The following is a 24986-nucleotide window of genomic DNA, read 5'->3' as shown; positions in this document are numbered from 1 at the left end:
GTGCGCCTGCATTACTCAATGGAGCAGCGGCGCAGCCCGGATACCGGCCGGCGCGGTCGGTACCCGCTACTGGTTGCGTGGCGTCAGTGATCCTTGACCAGGTCGCGGCCGATAATCAGTTTCATGATCTCATTGGTACCGGCGTAGATGCGCTGCACGCGCGCGTCGGCCCAGGCGCGGGCAATGGGGTATTCCCACATGTAGCCGTAGCCACCGTGCAGTTGCACGCACTCATCCAGCAGCTTGCACTGGAAATCCGTCGCCAGCAGCTTGGCCTTGGCGGCGGTGGGCACGTCGAGTTTTTTCTCGTAGTGCAGTTCCAGGCAGCGGTCCACGAACACGCGCAGCGCGGTGAGTTCGCTGGACAGTTCGGCGAGTTTGAACTGGGTGTTCTGGAAGCTGGCGATGGGCCTGCCGAAGGCCTTGCGCTCGCGCACATAGTCGATGGTCCACTGCAGCCCCGCCTCGGCGTTGGCGATAGCGCCGATGGCCACGCCCAGGCGCTCCTGCGGCAACTCCTGCATCAGGTAGATAAAGCCCTGGCCCTCGCCGCCCAGCAGGTCCTCGGCGGGCACGCGCACATCGTCGAAAAACAGCTCGGACGTGTCCTGGGCCTTCATGCCGATCTTTTCCAGGTTGGTACCCTTTTTGAAGCCCGGCAGGCTGGTATCCACCAGTAACAGGCTGACACCGCTGGCGCCCTCGCCGGGATTGGTCTTGGCCACCACAATCACAAGATCGGCATGCTGGCCGTTGGTGATAAAAGTCTTGGAGCCGTTCAGCACATAGTGGTCGCCATCGCGGATGGCAGTGGTGCGCACATTCTGCAGGTCAGAACCGGTGCCCGGCTCGGTCATGGCGATGGCGGTGACAATCTCACCACTGATACACTTGGGCAGGTACTTCTGTTTCTGTTCCTCGGTGCCGTAATTGACGATATAGGGCACGGCGATATCTGAGTGCAGGCCCCAGCCGATGCCGGTGAGGCCCAGGCGGGAGATTTCCTCGTCGATAATGGCGTTGTAGCCGAAATCCAGCTCCAGGCCGCCGTAGGCTTCCGGCACCTGCGGGCACAGGAACCCCATCTCGCCGGCTTTGTTCCACAGGCCCCGGTCCACCTGCCCATCCTTTTCCCACTGGGCGTGGTGGGGTGCCGCCTCGTTCTCGAGGAATTTGCGCACGGTATCGCGGAACTGCTCGTGCTCTGTGTTGAAGACTGTTCTTGGGATCATGTGATTTCTCCGCCTTTGTTCTGCGAGTGGTCCCCGTAGGCGCGGCCATGGGCCGCTTTTATAAAACGGGACACTGTTGTCTGCTTTATTCGTCTGTGATGGTCCGGTTGGATTGCGCCATGTCCCGCAGCGTGGCGGGCGGCGCAAAGCGGTCACCATACTTTTCCGCCAGCTCGTCGGCCCGCTGGCAGAATTCCGCCGGACCGTACTGGTTGATGTACTGCAGCGCGCCGCCGGTCCAGGGTGGGAAGCCGATGCCAAAAATGGAACCGATATTGGCGTCGCGCACGCTACGCAGCACTTCCTCTTCGAAACAGCGCAGGGTCTCGATGGCCATGATGAATAGAAGGCGCTCCCTTACATCCTTGTAGGGCGGCTGTTCCGCCTGCGGGTATTCCTCGGCAAGGCCGGCCCACAGGTGCTTTTTGCCCTCGTCGGGATAGGTGTAAAAGCCCTTGCCCGCTGCCTTGCCGGCGCGTCCCAGTTCCAGCATGTGGTCGATCACCTTGTCCGCGGGGTGCGACGGCGGTGCCTTGCCCTCGCGCTCCAGGTCGGCAATGGTCTGCTGGCGGATCTTGCCCATCAGGGTCAGGGAGACCTCGTCGCTGACCGCCAGCGGCCCCACCGGGAATCCGGAAAAGGCGGCGGCGTTCTCGATAGTGGCCGGGTTCACACCCTCGCCCAGCATGGCTATGCCCTCATTGGTGAAGCAGCCGAATACCCGCGAGGTGAAAAAGCCACGGCTGTCGTTCACCACGATGGGCGTCTTGCCGATCTGTAGCACGAACGCAAAGGCACGGGCCAGGGTTTCGTCACCAGTCTGCTCGCCGCAGATGATTTCCACCAGTGGCATCTTGTCGGCGGGAGAGAAGAAGTGCAGGCCGATAAAGTTTTTCGGCCGCGCGGAGGCCTCTGCCAGCCCGGTGATGGGCAGGGTGGAGGTATTGGAAGCGAAGACGGCGCTGTCCGACAATACGGCTTCTGCCTCGGCGGTGACCCTGGCCTTCAGCTCGCGGTTTTCGAACACTGCTTCGATCACCAGCTCGCAGCCTTCCAGGTCGGCGGCGCTGTCGGTGGGGTGGATGCGCCCGAGGGTATCCGCCATGCGTTGTTCATCCATACGGCCGCGCTCGACGCGCTTGCGCAGGGATTTCTCCGCGTAGCCCTTGCCCTTGTCGGCGGCCTCGGTCGAAACATCTTTCAGCACCACCTCGACGCCCTTCATAGCACAGGCGTAGGCGATACCAGCGCCCATCATGCCGGCGCCGAGGATGCCGACTTTTTTCACCGGTTCGGTTTTGATGTCGCGCGCCGCCTGCGGTAGGGAGGCGCCGGCCTTGACCGCATTGAGGCCGAACCAGAAGGTGCCGATCATGTTCTTGGCTACCTGGCCGCAGGTGAGCTCCACAAAGTAGCGTGACTCGATTCGGGTGGCGGTGTCGAAGTCCACCTGTGAGCCTTCCACCACCACCGAAAGAATTGCCTCGGGTGCGGGAAAAACGCCCTTGGTTTTTTCCTTGAGCATCGCCGGTGCCACCACCAGCAGTTGCGCGTTCTTCGGGTTTTTTGCGTCACCACCGGGCATGCGGTAGCCGGGCTGGTCCCAGGGCTGCAGCACCTGTTCGTCCCGGTTGGCGAGGATAAAGTCGCGGGCGTGAGCCAGTAGCTGGTCGGGGTTTTCCGCCAGTTGGTGTACCAGGCCGGCATCCAGTGCCTGCTGCGGACCCACCTGCTTGCCCTCCATCAGGAATGGCAGGGACGCCTGCATGCCGAGCAGGCGCGGCATGCGTACGCAGCCACCGCCGCCGGGCAGCAGGCCCAGGGTCACTTCGGGCAGGCCGATTTTTACCGCCCGCTCATTCAGGGCTATGCGGTGGTGGCAGGCCAGAGCCAGTTCCCAGCCACCGCCCAGGGCGGCGCCGTTGATGGCGGCCACCACCGGCCTGCCCTGGGTTTCCAGCCAGCGCAGGTCGGCTTTCAGTTGCTGGCAGCTGTCGAAAAATTCCCGTGCATCATCGCGCCTGGCGGCGTAGAGGCCGTTGAGGTCGCCACCGGCAAAAAAGGTTTTCTTCGCCGAGCGCAGGATAATGCCGGCGTAGTCGCCGCCGTCGAGTTGCTGCACGGCTTCGTGCAGGGAGTCGGTAAAGTCGCTGTCCATCACGTTTGCGGACGCGTTCGGGTTATCGAGTACCAGGTGGACAATATTGTCGCTGTCTTTTTCGATGCGGATGGATTTCATTGTTGTTCTCCCTCGCCTTGTTCCGCTTAAACGCGCTCGATGATGGTAGCCACGCCCATGCCGCCACCCACGCACAGTGTGGTGAGGCCGTAACGCAGCTGGCGCTGTTCCAGCTCGTCGAGCAGGGTGCCGATGAGCATGGCGCCGGTAGCGCCCAGCGGGTGGCCCATGGCGATGGAACCGCCGTTGACGTTGATTTTCTCCGGGTCGATATCCAGTTCGCGCTGGAAGCGCATCACCACCGCGGCGAAGGCCTCGTTCACCTCGAACAGGTCGATATCCCCCGCCGACAGCCCGGCTACCTGCAGGGCCTTGACGGTGGCCGGTGCCGGGCCGGTGAGCATGATGGTGGGGTCGGTGCCAACCACCGCGGCGGAGACGATGCGCGCGCGTGGCTTGAGCCCCAGGTTTTTGCCAGCCTGCTCGCTGCCCACCAGGATGGCGGTGGCGCCGTCCACGATGCCGGAGGAATTACCAGCGGTGTGTACATGGTTGATGGATTCCACTTCCGGGTAGCGGGCCTTTGCCACCGTGTCGAAGCCAAACTCGCCTATGCCGGCGAAGGAGGGGTTGAGCTGCCCCAGCCCCTCCATGGACGTATCGGGACGCACCAGCTGGTCGCGGTCGAGGAGGGTGAGGCCGTTCTGGTCCCGCACCGGGATCACGGATTTGCTGAAGGCACCGCGCTCCCAGGCGGCAGCGGCCTTTTGCTGGGAATGCAGGGCGAAGGCGTCCACATCCTCGCGGCTGAAACCCCCCAGGGTGGCGATCAGGTCGGCACCGATACCCTGTGGCGCAAAACCGGTATCCAGCGCCGTGCGCGGATCTGCCGCCCAGGCACCGCCGTCGCTACCCATGGGCACCCGCGACATGGATTCCACCCCGCCGGCCACCACCAGTTGCTCCCATCCGGAGCGCACCTTGGCCCCGGCCAGGTTGACTGCCTCGGCGCCGGAAGCACAGAAGCGGTTCAGGGTCACCCCGCCGGTATTCCAGTCCCAGCCGGCGGCCAGGGCGGCGGTCTTGGCAATGTCGGCGCCCTGGTCGCCGACCGGGGTGACACAACCCATGACCACGTCATCAACGGCGGCGGTGTCCAGGTCGGTGCGCTGCTGCAGTTCGCGCAACAGGTCGGAAAGCAGGGTCACCGGCTTCACCTCGTACAGGGCGCCGCCGGGCTTGCCCTTGCCGCGGGGGGTGCGGATGGCATCGTAGATAAAGGCGTCGTTCATCGTTTCGCTGGGCATAGTGGGTGCCTCTTTATTATTGGACTGCTCCTTACATTAGCCTCATCCCGTTGGCGTGCAATGACAAAATGCGCCGCAAGGCGTGACTGGCACGACAGCGGCACCTTTTTCCGTCCGGGACCGGTAACGGCAGTCCGCAGGTCATGCACCGGCCCGGCGCCCCAGGCATTTTGTTATTCAGAATCGAACTAATGTGGAACGCCCGCTGCTTTACACTCATGGGAGACGTTGAGTTGTTTTTGGCGACGAGGTTCTGCTATGGCTGAAAATCTTCTGGAGATGGCCGTGCGCCAGTTGGGCACTTCCGGGATTGATGCGCTCAAGGGTGCCCTGGGGCTACCGGAGGACCAGGGGGAGGCGGCGGTCAATACCGGGGTCTCCTCGGTACTGGCAGGCATGCTGAACAAGGGGGAAAGCAAGACCGGGCGGGTCAGTATGTTCAACATGGCGACCGATGGCCCGGGACTGGACCTGTCGGCGCTACCGGACATTCTCCAGGACTCGTCGCAGCTGGACAGCCTGCAGCAGACCGGTGGCAAACTGGCGGAATCCCTTTTCGGGTCCAAGGCCGGTGACGTGGGCGGCCTGCTGGGCAGTGCGCTGGGGCTCGATGGCGACAAGGGCGGCCGCCTGCTCAAAACTGCCGCCCCGATTGTGATGGCACTGGTGAGCAGGGTAGTGAAGGGCAAGGGCCTGGATGCCGGTGGCCTGGGAGGGCTGCTGTTTGCGCAGAAGCCCCATATCAAGGGGCACCTGCCGAATGGCCTGCTGAAGACCATCGGTGTGCACGATTTTGAAGACCTGGGCCAGCACCTCGAGAGTCACGGCCACTCCGAGCCCCAGACGCCGCGCACCCATCACAAGGTCGAGAGAAAGCGTGCCGGATTTGCCAAGTGGTTCTGGCCACTGCTGATTGCCCTGGCAGTGCTGTATGCGTTGAATATGTGCGCCAGGAAAGAGCAGATGGAGGAGTCCCCCGGTGAGGGGGTGCTGGATGAGGAAATCATCACTGAGGAACCTGGCACTTCCGGCCAACCGGACGCGGAGCCGGACTCGACGCCCCCCGGTGCAGCCCCGCAGCAGGGCACTGCAGGTACCGGTGGCGATGAGGATCTCGGCTCCAGCATGCAGCAGTACCTGGACAATACCTCCCGTGACCCGAACCGGGAGTTCCGCCTGAAGATTGAGTTCCAACAGGACAGCGCCGAGGTCGCCAGTGCCTCGGTTCCAGATGTGCAGGCGCTGGCGACGATTCTCAGCAATAATCCCGGGCTCACCATCGCCATCGAGGGACACACTTCCAGCGAGGGCGACGAGAACCGCAACAAGGCACTGTCACAAGAGCGCGCCGATGCAGTTAAGCAGATGCTGGTGGAAAAGGGGATCGAGGGCGAGCGCATTACCAGTATGGGCATGGGCTCTGCCAAGCCGCTGGCTGACAATGCCACTGACGCAGGAAAACAGCAGAACCGCCGTATCAGCGTGCGAGTGGTGAAATTCGAGTAATCTTCCCCCTGTGCCTCAGCGCGAGCGCCAAGAAAAATCCCCGCTACGGCGGGGATTTTTGGGTCATTATTTGACAGGGGTGGGCAGCCGCTAGCCGCGTGAATCGCCGGTGCTCTGCAGGTCATCCAGGGACAGGTCCACCGGGATTTCCTTCTCAACCCACTCCGTGATCGCTTTCAGTTCCACATGGTCGGGCTCTCCCCAGAAATAGAGAGAGTACGAATCATCGTCCCAGTAATCGCCGCCGGGGAGATAGGCGATCCGGCGGCCGTCGCTGTCGAATGCACTGGCGGATCGGGGATTGAATACGGAACTATAGCGCGGGAACTCGCCGTCTTTCGGGTAGCTTAACTGGGCGCCGTCCAGCGTTGCCCCGCGGAAGGTTTCGCCCTGGTTGACGCGCACGGTCTCGGCCCTGGCCGGGTAGCTGAGCGTGATACTGCCGGTGATGCGGTCGGGCACCAGGTACGCGGAGTTGAAGCTGTCTGTGTCCTCCTGGAAGGAAACGCTGTATTCGGTAGTGCCAGAGCGACTCTGCGAGGGCGTGAACTCCACGGCCTGGCCATCCTTGAAAACCTGGAGATTGCCGTATTCCACCCGGGCAAATACGCTGTTGCTGAGCTCGGGCAGGGTGAACTGCAGGGAGGTGTGCGACTTGTTGTCCCAGGTGGTTTCCTCCACCAGTTCAACCTCGATACCGTCCAGCACGCCTGCGTCAACCGGGGACAGCTCCTGCTCCGGGCGTGGCGCCGCATAGCGGGTCTGCAGTATGGGGGCTTTCAGCTCGCCGAAAAGGACCTCTGGCTTTTGGGTGGCTGTGAACTCAACCTCCACTTCCTCCATTCCCAGAGGGAAATAGATATCGACACTGGCTGGCGTGCCGGCGACGGAGTAGCTGATCCGGGTCGAGCGCATGGGACGGGGGAACTCGTCCTTCTCGACGGGTTCAGTAGGGGTGACTGAGGATGCGCTTGGCTTGCGCAATGGCTGGCCCTGGGCGTTGCGAATGTAAACCAGCGGCTCCACTTCGGCTTGATCGTGGGGCTGGTACAGGCTCAGGCTCAGGCTGCCATTTTCCATCTGGGTCAGGTTCGCGGCGACATCGCCCTGCACCTGTAATTGATTCAGTTGACTGCCATCCAGGGAAATATGCTCGATTCGTGCGGGCAGCTGTAGCTTCAGTTGCCCGCTGGCGGTGGCGACGCTGGCGTCGGCGGAGCTTTTGGGCAGCTTGTCCTGCCACTGCCCCTGGAATATGCCTTTACCGCTCCTGAATTTCTCGCGTTCCTTCAGCTCCTGCTCGGTGAAACTTCCCAGTACCGGATTGCCGTCGGCATCGCGGGCATCCAGCCAGGTCACTTCGATCTCCGTGCCGGGGGGCACCGGCGTGTAGTGGAAATCGCCTTCCACCATTGCCTTGTCGGAGAAGTCGCCGGTGATGAAAAAAGACTTCGCCAGGCGCTCCCTGAGTGCCTCCCGGTCGATGTTGCTCCGGGGTGGTGGCGGGCTGTGGGTGTCGATTTCCTCGGCCACGGGTTCTGCACTAGCCGCGTCCGCGCTTGCCACGGGCTGCCCGCGTGGGGCGTCCATATCCAGCAGGCCGTCAATACCGATGGCTGTCAGCTGCCAGCGCCACTGGCGCATCTCCATGTACAGCGACAGGTCCCCGGCCGAAATACGGAAGCGGTCGGGACGATCGAAAAAGGCGTACCAGTCGAGTTCGGCTGCGCCGTTCCCGACGCCACCCGGTCGGGCGGTGCCGGTTTTGTCGGGGCGTGCCGGTGCGGGCTGGAGCTTGCCGGAATGGATCAGCTCGGCCAGTTTATCCGGCTGCACCAGCTCATCGATCATCGAGTCCAGCGCCTGGCGAATCATCGGCGCGAAGGCGGCCACCATCGGATCCTTTTCCGCCTGCGCGGTAAAGGCGCTATCTACCTGTTGGCGGAGGGAAGATTGGACGCTGGGAAAATCGATATAGCGTTCCATTTGCGCAGGTGAGCCGGATGAAACCGACTGCATGATGCGCCAGGCACTGTAGTAGGGCGTGGCCAGGTAAATAACGAGGTTGAGCCCGATAACCGCGGCCGCAGCTATCGCCACATTGTTTTTCATTTGGCACTTCCTGTGACTTATTGTTTTTCTCTGCTAAAGCTTTATGAAACTTTATGCCGGTTCGATTATGGCGCCTCCCCGAGCAGCCTGTAAAGGCAGCAGCCGGGGGAGAGGGACCCGGGAGGTGGTGGCAGAAAGGACGCTACAGCTGATCAGCTGCGGAACTTGTCCCGGTAGGCGCCCGGCGCCAGGCCGGTCCATTTCTTGAAGGCACGATTGAAGGCGCTGGGTTCTGAGAAACCGAGCCGCTCGGCGATTTCCGCCACGGCGGTCTCCTGCTGTTTGAGCTGGTATACCGCCATGTCCCGGCGCACGGAATCCTTGATGTCCTGCCAGCTGTTGCCCTCGTCCTTCAGGCGGCGGCGCAGGGTCTGTGGCGAGATGTAGAGGCGCGCAGCGACGTCGTCGAGGGAGAGGTTCTCGATGGCGTTCTGGGCCTGCAGCATGCGCCGGATGCGGCCGGTGAAGCTGTTGTCAGACTTGTACTGTGCCAGCAGGCACTCGGGCGCGCGCGCCAGGAATTCGCTCAGTTGCTGTGGGTCCCGTACCAGCGGCATTTGCAGGAAGCGGGTATTGAAGACCAGGCAGGTCTCGCGCTGGTGGAAGTAGTGCCGGCACGGGAACATATCGCTGTAGTCCTCGTTATAGTCCGGCGGCGGGAACGCCAGGTTGACCCGTTCCAGCAGGATGGTGCGGTCGATCAACCAGCTGAAGAATCGTAGCCAGATCAGCGCCAGCGACTCCACGAAGATCTGGTTGGGCAGCTGCCGGTCGTTGCCGTGGTGGAAGATCAGGCGCGCCTCCTCGCCGTCTTCCACCAGCCTGAGATGCAGGTCGTCACTGACCATGGCCACAAAGCGGGCTGAGCGCAGCAGCGCCCGCCGCAGGTTGGGGCAGTGGATACAGGCGTGGCCCATCATGGCGAAAGTGCCGGGGATCCACGGCCGGGCCAGGAAGCCACCGGATTCGTCGCTGAGCAGGTCCCACTCTCGCCGCAGCAGTCCGGCCACCTGGTCGCGTCCCAGCCGCGCATCCGGTTCTTCCAGCAGTGCCGGCGCCAGGCCGCAGTCCAGCAGCAGGCGATCGCAGTCGAGCCCTGCAGCCCGGGCGCCCGCCAGCTGGGCACGAATGGCCGCGGCAGGGATACCGGTATCCTCTCCGGGGAGGTTGGGGTTCTCGCTGTCCACTCAGTCACCCTCGGCGTTATTGATTTTTCCGCGTGCATCGCAGGTGTGGAGCAGGGATTATGCGCAAACCGCGGTGGAAAGTCAGGTTTGCGCGGGAACTTGGTCGGCAATGTCCGTGTTTTTGATTCAGGCGGTCAGGTATGGGCGGCGGCAGGCGGGGTCCTCGGGGAGGCCCAGGGCAGCCGGTACACGCCCTCAGGCGTGAAGAGCGTTCTCACCGGTTGCCTCGATACGTTTCCATAGCTTCTCGTGGAGGTAATAGGCCACGGTGTTTACCAGCGGCTCCACCATGGCCAGCGCACCGCCTACCCACAGGCTGCCGGTCATCAGGAATCCCACCGAGAAGGCTACCAGCATGTGTACTGCGGCGAAGCTGAGGGTCTTCTTCATAAGGCAATCACCGACATAAATGCGCTTGGTACGCAGTATTGTGCGGGGTCTGTGATTGTTGAAGCTGAATGATTCTTTGGTTCTTATTGGTTCTGGCTATGATTGGGCATGTCCGGCTCTGGGCGCCGCCGGATTCGCGGCGCCGGCCCGGCAGCTGTGGTACAAACACGGTCTGTACAGTCACGGATACTCACCATGCCCAATGACCCCGAGCTGAAGCTCAATCCCACCATCTGCCGGCGCCTGTTGATCGCCTACCTGATCGAGTCGCTGGAAAAACCGAACAACCCCGCGCTGGAGGCGGCTACCGGATGGCCCCGGCGCACGGTGCAGGACATTATCGCGAAGGGGCTGCCGGGGCACGGTACCCGGGTGGAGTTCGTCCAGGAGGGGGTGCGCAACAACGACGGGCACTACCTGTTGCACGACTGGGGGTCGATTGACCGGGAATGGGTCCAGCGGCACCTGTCGCAGATCTGCGCGACGCTGGGGGTGTCACTGGACTGATGGGAGCGGCCCCCGTGGGGCCGCCCCGGGAAGGTTATTCGCTGCCGGCGTGTTTCTGCAGCATGCCGTTGATGCGCTGCACCAGCTCCGGGTCGTTCTTCAGGCTGGTGGCGATCTGCTGGTATTCGTCCTTGGTCAGTCCCGCCTGCTGGATGGCCGCGACCATCTTGCCCTGGGCTTCCTTGTTCAGCGCTTCCGCCTGCTCGATGTTCTCCGCGGCCTTCAGCTTGGGGGCGTATTCCCGGCTGAGGAGCACGATGGCGCGGTAGGCGTCAGCAAAGCTCTGCAGCTGGGGTTCCGAGTAGGAAACCTTCTGCGCTGTAGCTGCGGCGGCTTCCCCGTTTTGTGCCTGGGCGACGGGCAGGGCGAGGAGAAGGGACAGCGCGGCAATACAGATGGCAGGAATTTTCATTGAACACCTCTAATGGGTTAGAGAGGGACGCTTTTGCTTTGTGTCGTGCGCCCAGCGTCGCAGTGGGGCTACAGGTGCCGTTCTCTCGCGGCGGCAAAAGAGTGGAGCTGTTCGCTCAGCTTAGTCGCTGTCGCCAGTCTCTTGTCAAATCTGCCGCCATCCGCGCGGTTTTTTACACCGCCGCGGATGGGCACTGCACCTGTAGGGGGCTGTGACAGTGGTTGGCAGGGCCAGTTCCGGCTGTCTCACTGGTCGGGGGAATGATTCTGCTAGAAGATCCCGAGGAACTTCTTGCGCCGCTGCAGCGATTTCTCACAGCTGTTGAGCTGGCGCTGGTAGGTGCGGGCCTGGGCTGACACCTTCTTGGCCACGTTCTTCAGCCAGGGCTTGCGGTTGAAGGAGCGCCGGTTAAAGCCGCCATGCCCCTCGTGGTAGGCGAGGTAAAGGTGATAGGTGTCGTCCGGGCGGATACGGCACTGGGCCTGGCTGTTGTTGTTGTACCAGCCGACGAAGTCGATGGCATCGGCAAAGTCGTCACGGTCGGCACCGTAGTTGAAAGAGGAGCGCTGGTAGGTCCGCCAGGTGGTGCCGAGCGCCTGGGAGTAGCCGAAGGCGTCTGAGGGGCGCGGGCCGGGGAAGATCCACAGGATCCTGGTGCGCGGTGGCCGGGCGTCGTGCACGAAGCGGGACTCCTGGTGCAGGAAAGCCATCATGGTGGCCACCGGTGAGCCCCATTTTTCCTCGGCGTCCTTGGCATCCGCATACCAGCCGTCCTTTTCCCGGAAGATGCTGCAGATATCCTCGGTGTTGTTGGGCGGGGTGGTGGCGCAGCCCGCCGACAGCAGTGGCAGGAGCAGCAGGCCCAGGCGCTGCCGGGCGCGGGGGAGCGTGTTGTTCTTATTCAGCATGGCAATCAATTGCACTCTGGCGGTTATTCGGCGGTGTAGGTCTTGACGCCTGCGGCAGTGCCCAGCAGCAGGATATCGGCGGGACGCATGGCGAAAATGCCGTTGGTTACCACACCGGTAATATTGTTGATCGCCTGTTCCAGCGCCACCGGCTGGGCGATCTCCAGATTGTGCACGTCCAGGATCACGTTGCCGTTGTCGGTGGTCACACCCTGGCGGTAAACGGGATCACCGCCCAGTTTCACCAGCTCGCGGGCCACCAGTGAACGGGCCATGGGGATGACCTCCACCGGCAGGGGAAAGTTGCCCAGCACCGGTACCCACTTGCTCTCATCGGCGATACAGACGAATTCGTCCGCACAGGCGGCGACGATTTTCTCCCGCGTGAGGGCGGCGCCACCGCCCTTCACCAGTTGTAATGCGGCGTTGGCCTCGTCGGCGCCGTCCACGTACACCTGCATCCCATCCACCGCATTCAGGTCGTAAACGGGGATGCCGTGGCTCTTCAGGCGCTCGGCAGAAGCCTCGGAGCTGGCCACGGCGCCGTCGAACTGCCCCTTGATCTCCGCCAGGTAGTCGATAAAGAAATTCGCCGTGGAGCCGGTGCCGACGCCGACTATCGAGTCCGCTTCCAGCTTGGGGGCGATATGCTCGACGGCAGCACGGGCGGTGGCCTGCTTGAGTTCATCCTGATTCATAGTGCTCGGGACATCCTTTGCAATGATTTTTAAGGTTTTGGTATTGTGAAGCTAAATATTCGCGCCTAATCGTCTTTATGGTGGCAAATATGCCTTACGGCGTATAGACTGGCCTGCCTGTCATGGGATTCCCGCGTCGCTTTCCGGAATACCGGTGGTCGGTCGCGGGATCCGCAGGATGTGATGTACCTGAACTGAGAGTTTCAACCGCTACAGCTGCCCGATTCCATCATGCCCCACTCCTATATCAAGCGCATTTTAGACGCGCGGATTTACGATGTCGCTACCGAGACGCCGCTCGAGGGGATGCGGCAGCTGTCGCACCGCTTCAACAACCGTATCCTGCTGAAGCGGGAGGACCTGCAGCCAGTCTTCTCGTTCAAGATCCGCGGGGCCTACAACAAGTTGCTGCAGCTGCCGGCAGACCAGCGGGCCCGGGGAGTGATTGCAGCTTCCGCGGGCAACCATGCCCAGGGCCTGGCCATGGGCGCGGCCCAGCTGGGGGTGCGCGCCACCATCGTGATGCCCACCACGACACCGCAGATCAAGGTGAATGCAGTGCGCATGCGTGGCGCCGAGGTGGTGCTGCACGGCGATACTTTTGACGAGGCCAAGACCCGCGCCCAGCAGCTGGTTGAGGAGCGCGGCCTGGTCTTTGTGCACCCCTACGATGACCCCGATGTGATTGCCGGTCAGGGTACAGTGGCGATGGAGCTGCTGCGCCAGCATTCCGCCAACCTCGATGCCGTGTTTATTCCGGTGGGCGGTGGCGGCCTGGCGGCAGGCATGGCCGCCTACATCAAGTATGTGCGGCCTGAGATCAAGGTCTATGCGGTCGAGCCGGAAGAGGCCGCCTGCCTGCAGGCGGCCCTCGCTGCGGGTAAGCGGGTCTGCCTGCCGCAGGTGGGGCTGTTTGCCGACGGGGTGGCGGTGGCACAGATAGGGGAGGAGACCTTTCGGGTGCTGCGTGAGACCGTCGATGGTGTGATCACTGTGTCCACCGACGAGGTCTGCGCCGCCATCAAGGATATCTTCGAGGATACCCGCTCCATCGCCGAGCCCGCCGGAGCCGTCGGGTTGGCGGGGCTGAAGAAGTACATCGAGCAGAGCGGCAGCCGCAACGCCGCCCTGGCCACTGTCTGCAGCGGTGCCAATACCAATTTCGACCGCCTGCGCTATATCAGCGAGCGCACCGAGATCGGTGAGAAGCGCGAGGCGGTGCTGGCCGTCACCATCCCCGAGCGGCCCGGCAGCTACCTGCAGTTCTGTCGTGACCTGGGCGACCGCGCGATCACCGAGTTCAACTACCGCTACGCCAACAGCGGTGAGGCCCATATCTTCGTCGGCCTGCAGGTGGCGGCGGATGCGGACCGCCACCAGTTGGTGGATGACTTGCAGGGCGGTGGCTACCAGGTCACCGACCTGACTGACAACGAGATGGCCAAGCTGCATATTCGCCACCTGGTGGGCGGGCGGGCCCAGGGGCTGCGGGATGAAGTGGTCTACCGCTTCGAATTCCCCGAGCGTCCCGGCGCACTGCGCAAATTCCTCGAGCAACTGGCGGGGCGCTGGAACATCACCCTGTTCCACTACCGCAATCACGGGGCCGCCTACGGGCGGGTACTGGTGGGCATGCAGGTTGCCCCGGCCGAGCGGGAGGAGCTGCGGGAGCTTCTGAATCAGTTGCAGTTTCCCTACTGGGAGGAAACCGAGAACCCCGCCTATCGCTTCTTCCTGTCAAGCTGAATCGCGACAGGTCAGGCCGTTATGTCAGTCGAGACAGGGTGGTTTGGCACTGCGATAGGCCAGAAATGTGCCGTTGTCCATCACGAAAGGTTAAAAATGGGACATTTATCTCAAAATTTGTACGGCAATCGGTTACTATTTGTCCGCTATTAAAGTATCTTCTCACCCGTGGAACTTCTGCGTTGAACTGAGTCTAACGCGGGGTGAAGTGCTCATAACAAGAACAGTCGAACGTACAGGATGGTCCCCATGAAACCCGATGCACTGACAATCGCAGTGGTTGTCTTTGTTGCGGGCGTGTTGCTGAGCAGCACCGGCCTTACCGAGGTGTTTGCCTCGGAAGAGGAGCCGGAGCCGCCGGCGGCATTGCAGCAAGGAGTGGTAACGCGCTGAGCTCGCTCCTTTCTGCCCGCACGCAAAACACGAAAAAGGCCGGACGCGAAAGCGTCCGGCCTTTTTCGTTGATGGCGGTCGGGTCAGTGACAGCGGTACAGCTGCCGGTCGGTGATCACCGCATCCAGCGGGATGTCCCAGCTGTCGGTGGGAAGCTGGTCGACGCACTGCAGCTGGTGCGCCGCGCCAATCATCTTCGGCCCGGCCCCGGCCAGCTTTCGCTTGAAGGCGAACGTTCGGTCATAGAAGCCTGCCCCCATACCCAGTCGCGCGCCACTGGGGTCGAATGCCACCAGTGGTACCAGCACGAGGTCCAGGTGCATGGGGGCGTGGCTGTCCCCCCGCACGGGTTCGGGAATGCCGTAGCGGTTGCGGTAGGTCAATCGCGTCCCGCGCCAGCGGCAGAAGCGCAGGTGCGGGCGTGGCTCTGCCGGTAGTCGCGGCAGGTAAAATCGCTTGTCGGGAAAACGGCGGGGCAGTCCCAGCAGGTCCAGTTCGCCGTCCATCGGCCAATAAATCCCCACGCGCGTGGCAACGCGGAACTCGGGGGTGCGGCTCAAACGGATTAGTGCGGTACGTGCTGCGAGCCGCTGGCGGTAGGTAGACAGGCCACGACGGGCCCTGCGCATCCTGCGGCGCAATTCCGCTTTGCTTTCGCTCATCGTTACTCGCGACCGGGAGGGAAATTAAGAGCCCCAAAGTGCGGCTGATGACGTAGCCTTGAACCGTAAAGTTCAAGGTGGCGGTTCCCGGGATGTATCAGGCTTTCCGCTGCGTGGCGGACTTGCTCAACAACACCCTCTGGCAACCACCCGGGTCAGATTATCGGCTCGAGGACATAGTCAACTGGCCAACACTCCAGGGTAAGGGAATTATAACAATGGCGGGGTGAAAAGGCTAAGTGCGTGTCGCGCGACAGATGGTTGCGGCGGCAAAAGTCAAGGTCGCTCAGGAGTCCCGGGTATCGATCTTGCTGAGCGCGGACTGGACCTTATCCTGCAGGCGGTCGAGCATCTCCTGCTCCAGGGGGACACGGGTCAGGTCCGCCTTGGCCTGGATCAGTTCGTGGGCGATATTCAGTGCGGCCATCACGGCGATGCGTTCGAGACCGATCACAGAGCCGCTGGCGCGAATACGCGACATGCGCTCGTTCAACAGGCGCGCGGACGCCTGCAGTTCTGCGCTCTCGTCTTCTGTGCAGGCAACGCGGTACTCCTTGTCGAGGATGGTTACCGTTACCGTTTCCTGCGTTGCTGCTGAATCACCCATTAGGATTCTTGTGCTAGCCCCTTGAGGCGGTTGATCATGGCTTCCACCCGGGAGCGGGCGGCTTCATTATTCTTTACCAGGCGCTGGCGCTCGCGTTGCCATTCAGCTTCCAGCTGACGCAGCTCGCGATTTTGCTCGGCCAGCTGTTGGCAGCGGGCGATCAGCGAGTCCACCGTGCTTTCTAACGCTTCAATTCTGTCCATAAGTCCTGCGTTACAGGCGTGCGCCCTGAATAGACTCCCACCACGACAGACCGCGCGGGATTCCGCTACTATATTGCCGGTGTCATGGTGGGTCAATTATCCCGCCCGAGCAGGCAATCACAAATTTACATCCTGCCTGCCACTGCTGGCCGTGAAGTATGCACACTTGCGGCATAAAGCGACGAAGTGCGCAAACTCTGAGCACTTCGGGCACCGGATCCGCTGTTGTCGCCGATAATCAGCAAAACTGTAAATCAATAATGTACCGAGCCGTCGATATGACAAGACCCGCTACCGATTTTCATTCCCTCGCCAACGCCATCATGGCTGCCGGTGGCCGGGCCGATCCCAGCGAGCTGCACGGGTTTGTCTGCGGTATTTTGTCGGCGGGCGCACGCCCGGACAAAAAGCGCTGGCAGTCCGAGCTGGCGGAGCAGCTCGACCTGGAGGCGGTCCCTGCTGACCTCAGCCGTGCTTTTGTCGAGTTGGCCCGGGAGAGCCAGGCGCAGCTGGAAGACAGTAATTTCGATTTCCAGCTGTTACTGACCGATGACCCGGACCTCGCGGCACGTACCCTGACCCTGGGGCACTGGTGCCAGGGGTTCCTGCACGGTTTCGGTATCGGCCAGTTCAGGGGCAAGCTGCAGGAAACCAGCGATGAGGCGTTGCGCGACCTGGGTGCCGTGGCCCAGGTGGACGAGACCGAGCTGGATGACTCGGAGGAAACCGAAAACCAGCTGTTGCAGGTGGAGGAATATGTGCGCGTGGCCGTGATGAATATCTTCACCGAGGTGGCGGCCGCGCAAGCGGCCAGCCGCCCCGGCGGTAACGGAAGCGCGGGCGGTCCCACGGTACATTGATGGCTATTGGCAAGGCGGAATATGCCCGGCGCCGAGCGCGCCTGGTGGCGGCCCTGGATCGGGATGGCCTGGCGATTGTGCCTGCAGCCCGGGAGCAGTTGCGTTCGCGTGATACTTATTTCCCTTTCCGGCAGGACAGTGACTTCCTCTACCTGACCGGTTTTCGCGAGCCGGAAGCATTGCTGGTGCTGGTTCCAGGAAGGGCGCAGGGAGAATCCATCCTGTTTTGCCGCGAGCGCGATGCGGAAAAGGAACTGTGGGACGGTCCCCGGCTGGGCCCGGAGCGGGCGGCGGAGGCGTGTGGCCTCTGCGACGCGTTTCCGATTGGCGACCTGGATGACATCCTGCCCGGTCTGCTTGAGGGGCGCAGCCGTATTTATTACACCCTGGGTCGCTTTCCCCAGCTGGATCGGCGCCTGCATGGATACCTGCGCACACTCGACGCCGCACCCGGCAGTGACGGGGCGCCGGAACTGGTGGATCTGGACCGCCACCTGCACGACCTGCGCCTTTACAAGAGTGCCCAGGAGGTTCGGCTGATGCGCCGTGCGGCAGAAATTACCGCCGCGGCGCACAAGCGGGCCATGGCTGCATGCCGCCCGGGACTGTGTGAACACCACCTGGAGGCGGAGTTGCTGCACGGTTTTGTCGCCGCCGGCGCGCGCGAGCCCGCCTACCCGAGTATTGTGGCTGCGGGCCGCAACGCACTGGTGATGCACTACTGCGAAAACAGCGCGCCGCTGAAAAACGGCGACCTTGTACTTGTGGATGCAGGATGTGAATACCGCGGTTACGCCGCGGATGTGACCCGCACCTATCCGGTCAATGGCCGGTTCAGCGGCGCACAGAAAGCGCTGTACGAAATTGTGCTGGCAGCCCAGGAGGCGGCGATTGGCAAGCTTCAGGTTGGCAATGACTGGAATGCCCCGCACCTGGCCAGCGTAGAAGTGATCGCGCAGGGCCTGGTGGATCTCGGTTTGTTGCACGGCGAGTTGAGCGGGATTATCGAGTCCGGTGCCTACCGTCGTTTTTATATGCACCGTGCGGGCCACTGGCTGGGAATGGACGTACATGATGTGGGTGACTATCGCGTGCATGGGCAGTGGCGCCTGCTGGAGGCGGGAATGGCGATGACCGTTGAGCCGGGTATCTATATCGCCGCCGATGATAACCAGGTGCCGGAAAAATTCCGTGGTATCGGTATCCGTATCGAGGACGATGTCGCACTGCTTAAAGATGGGCCCGAGGTATTGTCGGCGGATGCGCCCAGAGGGGTGGCCGACGTGGAATATCTGATTCGTTGTGGGGATGTACAGGAGGCGTTGCTGTGAGCCAGCCGCAAGAGTTCGTTGATGTTGCCATTGTCGGCGGTGGCATGGCCGGCGTCAGCCTGGCGCTAATGCTGCAACAATCCTGCCCGCAGTTGTCCGTGGCTCTGCTGGAACAGCATGCGCTGCCCGGGGCAGCTGCCAGTATCCGGTTGCCCAGTTTTGATGCCCGCGCCACCGCACTGGCCGCGGGTAGCCTGCAGTTGTTCGACGAGCTTGGGGTCTGGTCACAGTTGCGGGAATACGCTGCCCCCATCGGGCGGGTGCAGGTCAGCGACCGGGGCCACTCGGTGGGGGTTTCCCTGCGGTCGCGCAGCGAGCCGCGAGCGAGTTATGACGGCATGCTGGGCGCTGTGGTGGAAAACGCTGCGCTGGGCCCGGTGTTGCACGCTGCCCTGGCAGAGACGGACGTGCGCCTGCTGGCGCCGGCCCGGGTTACTGACCTGCAGATGTCAGCGGACGGTCCGCAATTGCAGTGGTGTGCCGGTGAGAACGAGGCCGGGCAGTCATTGCGCGCCGGCCTGCTGGTGGTGGCGGACGGGGTGGACTCGCCGCTGTGCCGGAGCCTGGGCATCGAGACTGAGCGGGTTGCCTACAACCAGCGCGCCCTGGTGACGACGCTGGGATTGCAGCGCGATCACGGTGGCGTGGCTTACGAGCGGTTCACCCCGGATGGTCCCATGGCCCTGTTGCCCCTGCCTCGCCGCCAGGGCCGGCATCGCATGGCTCTGGTCTGGACCTGCCCCGAAGAGCGTGCGCCGGAAATCGAATCACTGGCGAGCGGGGAGTTTGTGCGGCGATTACAGCAGGCGTTTGGTTGGCGGGCCGGGCGGATCGAATGCGCGGGGGAAGTAAGCAGTTACCCACTGAGCCTGTCGCTGGCGCGGGAGCAATGGCGCCGTGACCTGGTGTTGGTGGGCAACTGCGCCCATTTCCTGCACCCGGTGGCGGGTCAGGGCTTCAACCTGACCCTGCGGGACTGCCACGGCCTGGCTCAGGTGCTCGCCCGGGGTGGGTTGGCGCAAAATTCATCTGAGCGGCTAGACTTGTTACAGGAATATGCACGATCTCGGCAGCTGGACCAGCAGCTGACCATTGGTTTCAGCGATCGTGTGCCGGCACTCTTTGCCGCCCCCGGCCTGCTGGCCCAGGGAGTGCGCCAGTTCGGGTTGCTGGGCCTGGCGCTGGCACCGCCCCTGCGGTCAGAATTTGCCGGCCAGGCGGCCGGATTTGGGCTTTAATTGAGCGCACTCACCCGGCAAGCGCCGGTGGGGCAATAGCTGGAAAGGCACCTATGAACAGACAACGTCTCGATATTGCGGTGGTCGGCGCCGGTATGGTCGGGCTCGCGCAGGCGGCACTCCTGGCAGTGCGTCACCCGCAGCTGCAGGTGGCGGTGCTGGAAGCGTCCCCGGAACTGCCATCGGTGTCAGCGGATACTTACGACCCCCGTGTGGTGGCCCTGACACAGGCATCCCACGAATTGCTCGAGGAAGTGGGGGCGTGGGCGCTGATGGGGAAGCGCGCCTGCCCGTACGGCGAGATGCGGGTATGGGACGCGGAGGGCACCGGTTCCGTGTGTTTCAATAGCCGCGACGTACAGCTGCCGAACCTTGGCCACATTGTCGAAAACAATGTGGTTGTGAATGCGCTGCGGCAGCGTATCGAGGAACTCCCCAATGCGGAATTGATTACCGGCTTTCGCCTGGAAAGCTGGTGGCGGGACTGCGGGCTATGGCATCTGCAGCCGCGTTCGGACCGACTTGCGGATGTGGAGGGTATCGAACGCAATCCCGAGACCCTGCACGCGCGCCTGTTGATCGGTGCCGACGGCGTGCGCTCGCGGGTGCGCGACCTGTTGCATATCCGGTGCACCGAGACCAATTACCACCAGACTGCCATGGTGTGCGTGGCCCGCTGCAGCGAGCCCCATCGCCACACCGCCTGGCAGCGTTTCCTCAGGGAGGGGCCGCTGGCCTTCCTGCCGCTCAGCGGCCTCGGCGATGAAAATCACTGCGCAGTGGTGTGGTCGGCAGATGACGCCCTGGCGCGGGAGCTGATTGAACTGGATGATGCGGCCTTCGCCCTGAATATGGAAAAGGCGTTCGAGAGCCGCCTCGGCGAAGTGGAGGCCGTCGGTGAGCGCTTTGCATTCCCGCTGCGCGCGCGCCATGCGGAATCCTATTTTGGTCCCGGCGCAGTGCTGATCGGCGATGCGGCACATAGTATCCATCCGCTGGCGGGACAGGGGGCCAACCTGGGGTTGCAGGATGTGCGCGTACTGAGCGAGGAAATTGCGCGCGCATTGAAACGTGACCTGGAACCCGCTGATAACTCGGTGCTGGCGCGCTACCAGCGCCGCCGACGCGGCGACAACGCGGCCACCCTCAAGGCGATGAGTGCCTTCAAGTCCCTGTTCGGTGCGGGGGACCTGCACTGGCGCTGGCTGCGCAATACCGGATTGAGTATGGTGGACGCCAGCCCGCTACTGAAAAAACGTATTATCCTGCGTGCGATGGCGGTTTGACCGGTTACTCGCACGCGGGTCTTTAGGGAAGACACAGGCACAACTTGAGCGACTGGATTACCGTCCGGGAATTTCCCCCGCAACAGGATCTCACTGAGCTGGCGCAGTTTATCCGGCGTTCCGGCCTGCCGTTGCGCATTAGTGAAGAGCGCAACGGCCAGCGCCTGGCCACTCCGGACCCGCACCTCGCGGAAATCATGCAGCCCCTGCTGGAACGCTGGAGTAACGGTGAGATCGACCTGTCCCAGGTCCAGGTCACCGCGCAGCCCGGTGGCACCGAAGCGGATGGGGCCGGCGAAAACGAACGGGAATACCAGGCAATGGCCCCGGGGCTTCCCAGCTGGCCGCTGGATCGCACGCCGGTGAGCCTGGCGCTGATCCTGCTTTGTTTCGCCGGCTGGTTCCTGGCCAGTGGCAGCGTGGCGCGGCAGCTTATCATCATGCCCGATCGCGGCGCCGACTTTTCCCTCGCCACATCCACGCTCGCCTGGCATTTCGCCAGTGGCGAATACTGGCGCTTGTGGACACCGGCCGTCCTGCATTTTTCGTTGCCCCATGCCCTGTTCAATGCGCTTGGAATCTGGATCGTCGGCCGGCCCCTGGAAGCGCGTGCCGGCAGCCCGGTATTTCTTGTCGCAGTGCTGGTGAGTGCGGCCGGGGCGAACCTGGCTCAGTACTGGTCGTCGCCGGGAACCTTGTTTGGCGGTATGTCTGGTGTTGTGTATGCGCTGGTGGGCTGCGTGTTTGTACTGCAGCGACGGCATCCCGGCTGGCTGGACGTGCCCCGCGGCATCGTTGCAGTGGCGGTGGGCTGGCTGTTAGTTTGCGCCACCGGACTGGTGACCATGCTGGTCGGGGTCGGCGTGGCCAATGCCGCCCATTTGGGTGGGTTTGCCTGCGGCGTGCTGCTGGCAGGAGTCTATTGCCTTGCCGGTGGGGACCGCCACTTTACCAATGACGACGGGGCTGCCTGATCCAGAATGATTTTATTGATCGTCTACGTGCTGATCGCGTTGGGTTTTTCTTTCCTGTGCTCGATCGCCGAATCTGTAATTCTCAGTGTCACCACGCCCTATGTCAGCCTGATGGAACGTGAGGGGCATCGCTCGGGGAAGGTGCTGCGGGAATTGAAACAGGATATCAATGCGCCACTGGCGGCCATCCTGACCCTGAACACCATTGCACATACCGCCGGTGCTGCCGGTGCCGGTGCCCAGGCTGCTGCGGTGTTCGGCAACCAGTACCTGGGGATTGCGTCGGCCATCCTTACCCTGCTGATCCTGGTATTTTCCGAGATTATCCCGAAAACACTGGGCGCCTTTTACTGGCGCCAGCTCGCCCCGGCCACAGCCTACGCCCTGCGCGGACTGGTATGGGTGCTCTATCCGTTTGTAAAAATGTCCGAATGGCTGACCCGCGGGCTTTCCCATGGGCCCACACTGACCGGTTTCAGCCGAGAGGAGTTTGCGGTGATGGCGGAGCTGGGTGAGGCTGAGGGCCAGCTGGAGCGCCAGGAGTCCAGTATCCTGCGCAACCTGTTCTTCACCCTGCGCGACCATTCGGTGCGCGAGGTGATGACGCCGCGCACCGTGGTTTTTTCCCTTTCCCAGGACGCCACCGTTGGGGAATCCTACGAGGAAGTGGAAAAGAGCCGTTTCTCGCGTATCCCAATTTACGAGCAGCAGGACCCGGATTGTGTCGTGGGCTTTGTGCTGAAACAGGACCTGCTCCTGGCCTATGCCCGCAACGGGGGGAATGAAAAACTTTCGGTTTATCGCCGTGACATGTTGATGTTGCCGGAGACTGCCACCATCTATCAGGTATTCCAGAAAATGATGCGCCGTCGCGTCCAGATCAGCGCGGTGGTGGATGAATACGGCAGTCTCGAGGGGCTGGTGACACTGGAGGACATCCTCGAGACCCTGCTGGGTGAGGAAATTGTCGACGAGGCGGACAAGACTGCCGATCGCCAGGAAGTGGCCAAGCGACTGTGGCGCTGGCGCTCCAAGCGATACGGGCTTAAAGTGGATGAAGATGCGGACCGGGATGCCGGCCTGGATACGGATCGTGAAACGGCCAGTGACGCCAGCCGCGATGACGGGGAACCCCGGCAGGACGACAACCCGGACCGGCAGTCACGGGAGTGAGCGGGCAGTTCCCCCGGAGCCCGCCACCCCGGGTCGGGTCAAAATATACTGTCTGCAGCAATCCGGCCACCGGTGCTGTGGCCCTTGCCAGTCGAAGGTCCACTCGACAGAGACAGAGGTGTGAAGGTGGGTAAGCGTGCGTAAAAACCTGGCGTTAATTCTGCTGCAATCGGTACTGCTGTGTTCGGCGGTGCTGGCAGAGCCGTTTTCGCCAGGATTTGAACGTGCCGACCTGTCGGACCAGCCCCAGGACGACAGCCAGAGCGCACCGGTCTCCAACCCCGACAGCGATACCGATTCGCTGCCGCCGCGCAGTATCGGCCCGGTTACCGCAACTCCCATTTCCCGGGCCGGTACCATCGCGCGGAAGATCGGCCGGGCACTCCCCCGGGCGCGAGCCGGTAACGCGATCCGCGCCCCTCCTCTCCAGGCATAACTCCGCCATTCAATTACCCGGGGCCACCGAGGCCTTCCGAACGTAACCACAGGCACGAGTCGCGGCTGCGGCCCGTGCAGGAGAGTTAATGCCATGAAAAACCTGGATTTCGTCCCGCTTGAGAGCGTGGACAAGCTTGTATTCCCGGAAGAGTTCAGTGATCTGCACCTGGATTCGCCGGCACTCAGCTTTATCACTGACTTCAAGGACCACCACCCGGCCATCCTCACGCCGTCGGTACCGGCACAGGAGGCCTCACGGCTGATGCGTGCCGGCCACCTGGGCGCTGTCCTGGTACTGGATCGCCACGGAGACTTTATCGGCCTCCTGAGCGCTGACGATATTTCCTACCAGCGGGTCATGCAGCGTGTGGCTGCGGGCCAGTCGCGTCAGGAACTCACCGTTGGTGACCTGATGCGCCCTCGGCGGGAGCTGCAGCTGCTCAGCTATCCGCAGGTCCAGCGCTCCAGTATTCGGGAGGTTCTCCAGGCCATGCGCCGGGAGGGCCAGCATAGCTGCCTGGTGGTGGACCGCGACCTGCATCATGTGCGTGGCCTGATCAGTGCGGCGGATGTGGCGCGTCGCCTGCACGCCGATATCCATATTGATGCGGTCCCAACCGTGGCGGGCATGCTGCGCAAGGCAGCAGCCGTCTGCTGAAACCATGGCGAAGGGGCGTGACCGCCAGCCCCGGGCCCGCGTCAGGAAGCCGGGTCGACAATGTCGCCGAGGCTGTTGTTGACCCGGTACCAGCCGGTGACGCTGTAGCGTGGCCGGTTGACGGTAAGGACCTCGTGGGGGAATTCCTCGCTCAGGAAAATCACCATCTGCCCGAAACGCGGTGCCACCTTCAGCAGGGGCAGCGCGTCCGGCGCAGCCGCTTCCTCGCCCGGGGGGTAGATCGCCAGCTCGCCACCATCGCGGGGCTGCCAGTTCGGGGTCAGGTAGAGCACGGTGCTCAGCACCCTGTTGGTGCTGCCCTGGAAGCAGTCGAGGTGTTTTTTATAGAAGGTGCCGCGATCGTAATACGCGTAGTGGCACTCGTAATCGAACAGGCCCAGGAAGAGCCGCCGGTTGAGCCCCACCCGCAGGGCCTCCATCCAGGAGAGGTAGGCATTCACTGACAGGTTGGTGTTGTCGAGCCAGAAAATCTTGTCGCTGCGCACGAAGCGATTCAGCTGGTGCTCATCCTCCCGGCCAATACCCGCACGGCGGAACTGCTCGCGGTCGATGGAGCGGAAGTGCCGCAGTAATCCGCCCAGCGCGGCGGGAGGCAGCGGCGCGGGCAGCACGATATAGCCGTCGGTGCGCAGCGCCGCGGCGATCTGGTCAATGGGGTCGCCGTCCCGCGGGCCGCAGGGGCGGTCGCTGGTGGCGCGCAAAGCTGTGTTCAAAGGAGGAGGCTCCGGGCTGGAGGCGACCGGTCGTCGCCGCGAGTGACTTATACACCCAAACCCGCCGGTTGCAAAGTGTTACGACGGCCTGTGCCCGCTGTCTCTCCCGCGACGCCCGGCCCCGCGGAATCTTTGTCGGCCAGCAGGGCGCCGGACAGGTTTAAGTCCCGTTGCCTGCTAGGCTTGCAGAAGATCGCCATCTGGTAAGGGCGGTGGCGCGGCCGGTAGAATACGCGGCTTTCTAA

Annotated in this window: 25 protein-coding genes and 1 other RNA gene; 12 read left to right on the top strand and 14 right to left on the bottom strand. The window is 62.8% G+C overall.

Features of this window, described 5'->3' with window-relative positions; translation table 11 throughout:
- Positions 1-83 precede the first annotated feature (83 nt).
- The 3 genes from LVD11_RS06070 to LVD11_RS06060 all read right to left on the bottom strand — a co-directional run bounded on the left by LVD11_RS06070 (position 84) and on the right by LVD11_RS06060 (position 4718).
- Positions 84-1232 (bottom strand): acyl-CoA dehydrogenase family protein, encoded by a 1149-nt coding sequence (locus LVD11_RS06070; RefSeq protein ID WP_237057265.1) that lies wholly within the window; start codon positions 1230-1232, stop codon positions 84-86.
- Positions 1233-1317: 85 nt separating this feature from the next.
- A complete protein-coding gene (locus LVD11_RS06065) occupies positions 1318-3471 on the bottom strand; it encodes a 3-hydroxyacyl-CoA dehydrogenase NAD-binding domain-containing protein (RefSeq protein ID WP_237057264.1) in 2154 nt (717 codons plus the stop codon).
- Positions 3472-3497: 26 nt separating this feature from the next.
- Entirely contained in the window at positions 3498-4718 is a 1221-nt protein-coding gene (locus LVD11_RS06060; RefSeq protein WP_237057263.1) for an acetyl-CoA C-acetyltransferase, read from the bottom strand.
- 258 nt (positions 4719-4976) lie between these two features.
- Between LVD11_RS06060 and LVD11_RS06055 the strand changes: the two genes are divergently transcribed.
- Complete coding sequence (locus tag LVD11_RS06055; RefSeq protein WP_237057262.1) at positions 4977-6224, top strand: OmpA family protein; 1248 nt, start codon at positions 4977-4979, stop codon at positions 6222-6224.
- Positions 6225-6314: 90 nt separating this feature from the next.
- Here LVD11_RS06055 and LVD11_RS06050 read toward each other — a convergent pair whose 3' ends face one another.
- The 3 genes from LVD11_RS06050 to LVD11_RS06040 form a co-directional block, all read right to left on the bottom strand.
- Positions 6315-8336, bottom strand: a complete 2022-nt coding sequence (locus tag LVD11_RS06050) for a DUF2939 domain-containing protein (RefSeq protein ID WP_237057261.1) — start codon at positions 8334-8336, stop codon at positions 6315-6317.
- A 152-nt stretch (positions 8337-8488) separates the two neighbouring features.
- Positions 8489-9523 carry an AraC family transcriptional regulator gene (locus LVD11_RS06045; protein WP_237057260.1) on the bottom strand — a complete coding sequence of 345 codons (1035 nt, stop codon included), beginning with the start codon at positions 9521-9523 and terminating at the stop codon, positions 8489-8491.
- A 195-nt stretch (positions 9524-9718) separates the two neighbouring features.
- Positions 9719-9913, bottom strand: a complete 195-nt coding sequence (locus tag LVD11_RS06040; RefSeq protein WP_237057259.1) for a DUF2061 domain-containing protein — start codon at positions 9911-9913, stop codon at positions 9719-9721.
- A gap of 195 nt (positions 9914-10108) precedes the next feature.
- Between LVD11_RS06040 and LVD11_RS06035 the strand changes: the two genes are divergently transcribed.
- On the top strand, positions 10109-10420 hold the full coding sequence (locus tag LVD11_RS06035; protein WP_237057258.1) for a winged helix-turn-helix domain-containing protein: 312 nt from the start codon (positions 10109-10111) through the stop codon (positions 10418-10420).
- Between the two features lie 34 nt (positions 10421-10454).
- Here LVD11_RS06035 and LVD11_RS06030 read toward each other — a convergent pair whose 3' ends face one another.
- The 3 genes from LVD11_RS06030 to rpiA all read right to left on the bottom strand — a co-directional run bounded on the left by LVD11_RS06030 (position 10455) and on the right by rpiA (position 12438).
- Positions 10455-10832 (bottom strand): DUF4168 domain-containing protein, encoded by a 378-nt coding sequence (locus LVD11_RS06030; RefSeq protein ID WP_237057257.1) that lies wholly within the window; start codon positions 10830-10832, stop codon positions 10455-10457.
- 269 nt (positions 10833-11101) lie between these two features.
- The gene (locus tag LVD11_RS06025) at positions 11102-11740 is read right to left on the bottom strand and encodes a transglycosylase SLT domain-containing protein (RefSeq protein ID WP_237057256.1); all 639 of its coding nucleotides are present in this window, start codon (positions 11738-11740) and stop codon (positions 11102-11104) included.
- Positions 11741-11763: 23 nt separating this feature from the next.
- Positions 11764-12438 carry a ribose-5-phosphate isomerase RpiA gene (gene rpiA / locus LVD11_RS06020; protein ID WP_237057255.1) on the bottom strand — a complete coding sequence of 225 codons (675 nt, stop codon included), beginning with the start codon at positions 12436-12438 and terminating at the stop codon, positions 11764-11766.
- A gap of 231 nt (positions 12439-12669) precedes the next feature.
- Between rpiA and ilvA the strand changes: the two genes are divergently transcribed.
- Together ilvA and LVD11_RS06010 are read left to right on the top strand one after the other, a co-directional pair.
- Entirely contained in the window at positions 12670-14184 is a 1515-nt protein-coding gene (gene ilvA, locus LVD11_RS06015; RefSeq protein WP_237057254.1) for a threonine ammonia-lyase, biosynthetic, read from the top strand.
- A gap of 249 nt (positions 14185-14433) precedes the next feature.
- Positions 14434-14577: a hypothetical protein gene (locus LVD11_RS06010; protein WP_237057253.1), complete on the top strand. Its 144-nt coding sequence runs from the start codon at positions 14434-14436 to the stop codon at positions 14575-14577.
- Positions 14578-14660: 83 nt separating this feature from the next.
- Here LVD11_RS06010 and LVD11_RS06005 read toward each other — a convergent pair whose 3' ends face one another.
- The 4 genes from LVD11_RS06005 to LVD11_RS05990 all read right to left on the bottom strand — a co-directional run bounded on the left by LVD11_RS06005 (position 14661) and on the right by LVD11_RS05990 (position 16049).
- Complete coding sequence (locus LVD11_RS06005) at positions 14661-15239, bottom strand: 5-formyltetrahydrofolate cyclo-ligase (protein ID WP_237057252.1); 579 nt, start codon at positions 15237-15239, stop codon at positions 14661-14663.
- 26 nt (positions 15240-15265) lie between these two features.
- A non-coding RNA gene (gene ssrS / locus LVD11_RS06000) (6S RNA) lies at positions 15266-15445 on the bottom strand.
- An 80-nt stretch (positions 15446-15525) separates the two neighbouring features.
- Positions 15526-15846, bottom strand: a complete 321-nt coding sequence (locus tag LVD11_RS05995; protein WP_237057251.1) for a cell division protein ZapA — start codon at positions 15844-15846, stop codon at positions 15526-15528.
- Positions 15846-16049 carry a TIGR02449 family protein gene (locus LVD11_RS05990; RefSeq protein ID WP_237057250.1) on the bottom strand — a complete coding sequence of 68 codons (204 nt, stop codon included), beginning with the start codon at positions 16047-16049 and terminating at the stop codon, positions 15846-15848. Before LVD11_RS05990 ends, LVD11_RS05995 begins: the two co-directional genes overlap by 1 nt.
- Positions 16050-16327: 278 nt before the next feature.
- Here LVD11_RS05990 and LVD11_RS05985 point away from each other — a divergent pair, with 278 nt between their 5' ends.
- The 8 genes from LVD11_RS05985 to LVD11_RS05950 all read left to right on the top strand — a co-directional run bounded on the left by LVD11_RS05985 (position 16328) and on the right by LVD11_RS05950 (position 24007).
- Entirely contained in the window at positions 16328-16909 is a 582-nt protein-coding gene (locus LVD11_RS05985; RefSeq protein WP_237057249.1) for a UPF0149 family protein, read from the top strand.
- Positions 16909-18240: an aminopeptidase P N-terminal domain-containing protein gene (locus LVD11_RS05980; protein ID WP_237057248.1), complete on the top strand. Its 1332-nt coding sequence runs from the start codon at positions 16909-16911 to the stop codon at positions 18238-18240. The genes LVD11_RS05985 and LVD11_RS05980 overlap by 1 nt, the downstream gene beginning before the upstream one ends.
- Positions 18237-19478, top strand: coding sequence for an FAD-dependent oxidoreductase (locus LVD11_RS05975; RefSeq protein WP_237057247.1), 1242 nt, complete (start codon positions 18237-18239; stop codon positions 19476-19478). Before LVD11_RS05980 ends, LVD11_RS05975 begins: the two co-directional genes overlap by 4 nt.
- Before the next feature lie 53 nt (positions 19479-19531).
- A complete protein-coding gene (locus LVD11_RS05970; protein WP_237057246.1) occupies positions 19532-20764 on the top strand; it encodes a UbiH/UbiF/VisC/COQ6 family ubiquinone biosynthesis hydroxylase in 1233 nt (410 codons plus the stop codon).
- 44 nt (positions 20765-20808) lie between these two features.
- On the top strand, positions 20809-21738 hold the full coding sequence (locus tag LVD11_RS05965; protein WP_237057245.1) for a rhomboid family intramembrane serine protease: 930 nt from the start codon (positions 20809-20811) through the stop codon (positions 21736-21738).
- A 6-nt stretch (positions 21739-21744) separates the two neighbouring features.
- Complete coding sequence (locus LVD11_RS05960) at positions 21745-22911, top strand: hemolysin family protein (RefSeq protein WP_237057244.1); 1167 nt, start codon at positions 21745-21747, stop codon at positions 22909-22911.
- A gap of 136 nt (positions 22912-23047) precedes the next feature.
- Positions 23048-23347, top strand: coding sequence for a hypothetical protein (locus tag LVD11_RS05955; RefSeq protein ID WP_237057243.1), 300 nt, complete (start codon positions 23048-23050; stop codon positions 23345-23347).
- Positions 23348-23440: 93 nt separating this feature from the next.
- Positions 23441-24007 (top strand): CBS domain-containing protein, encoded by a 567-nt coding sequence (locus tag LVD11_RS05950; RefSeq protein ID WP_237057242.1) that lies wholly within the window; start codon positions 23441-23443, stop codon positions 24005-24007.
- Between the two features lie 41 nt (positions 24008-24048).
- Here LVD11_RS05950 and LVD11_RS05945 read toward each other — a convergent pair whose 3' ends face one another.
- Entirely contained in the window at positions 24049-24741 is a 693-nt protein-coding gene (locus LVD11_RS05945) for a 2OG-Fe(II) oxygenase (protein ID WP_237057241.1), read from the bottom strand.
- Positions 24742-24986 lie beyond the last annotated feature (245 nt).

Source organism: Microbulbifer sediminum, assembly GCF_021729035.1.
Taxonomy (GTDB): Bacteria; Pseudomonadota; Gammaproteobacteria; order Pseudomonadales; family Cellvibrionaceae; genus Microbulbifer; species Microbulbifer sediminum.
This window is presented reverse-complemented; position numbering and strand designations above follow the sequence as displayed.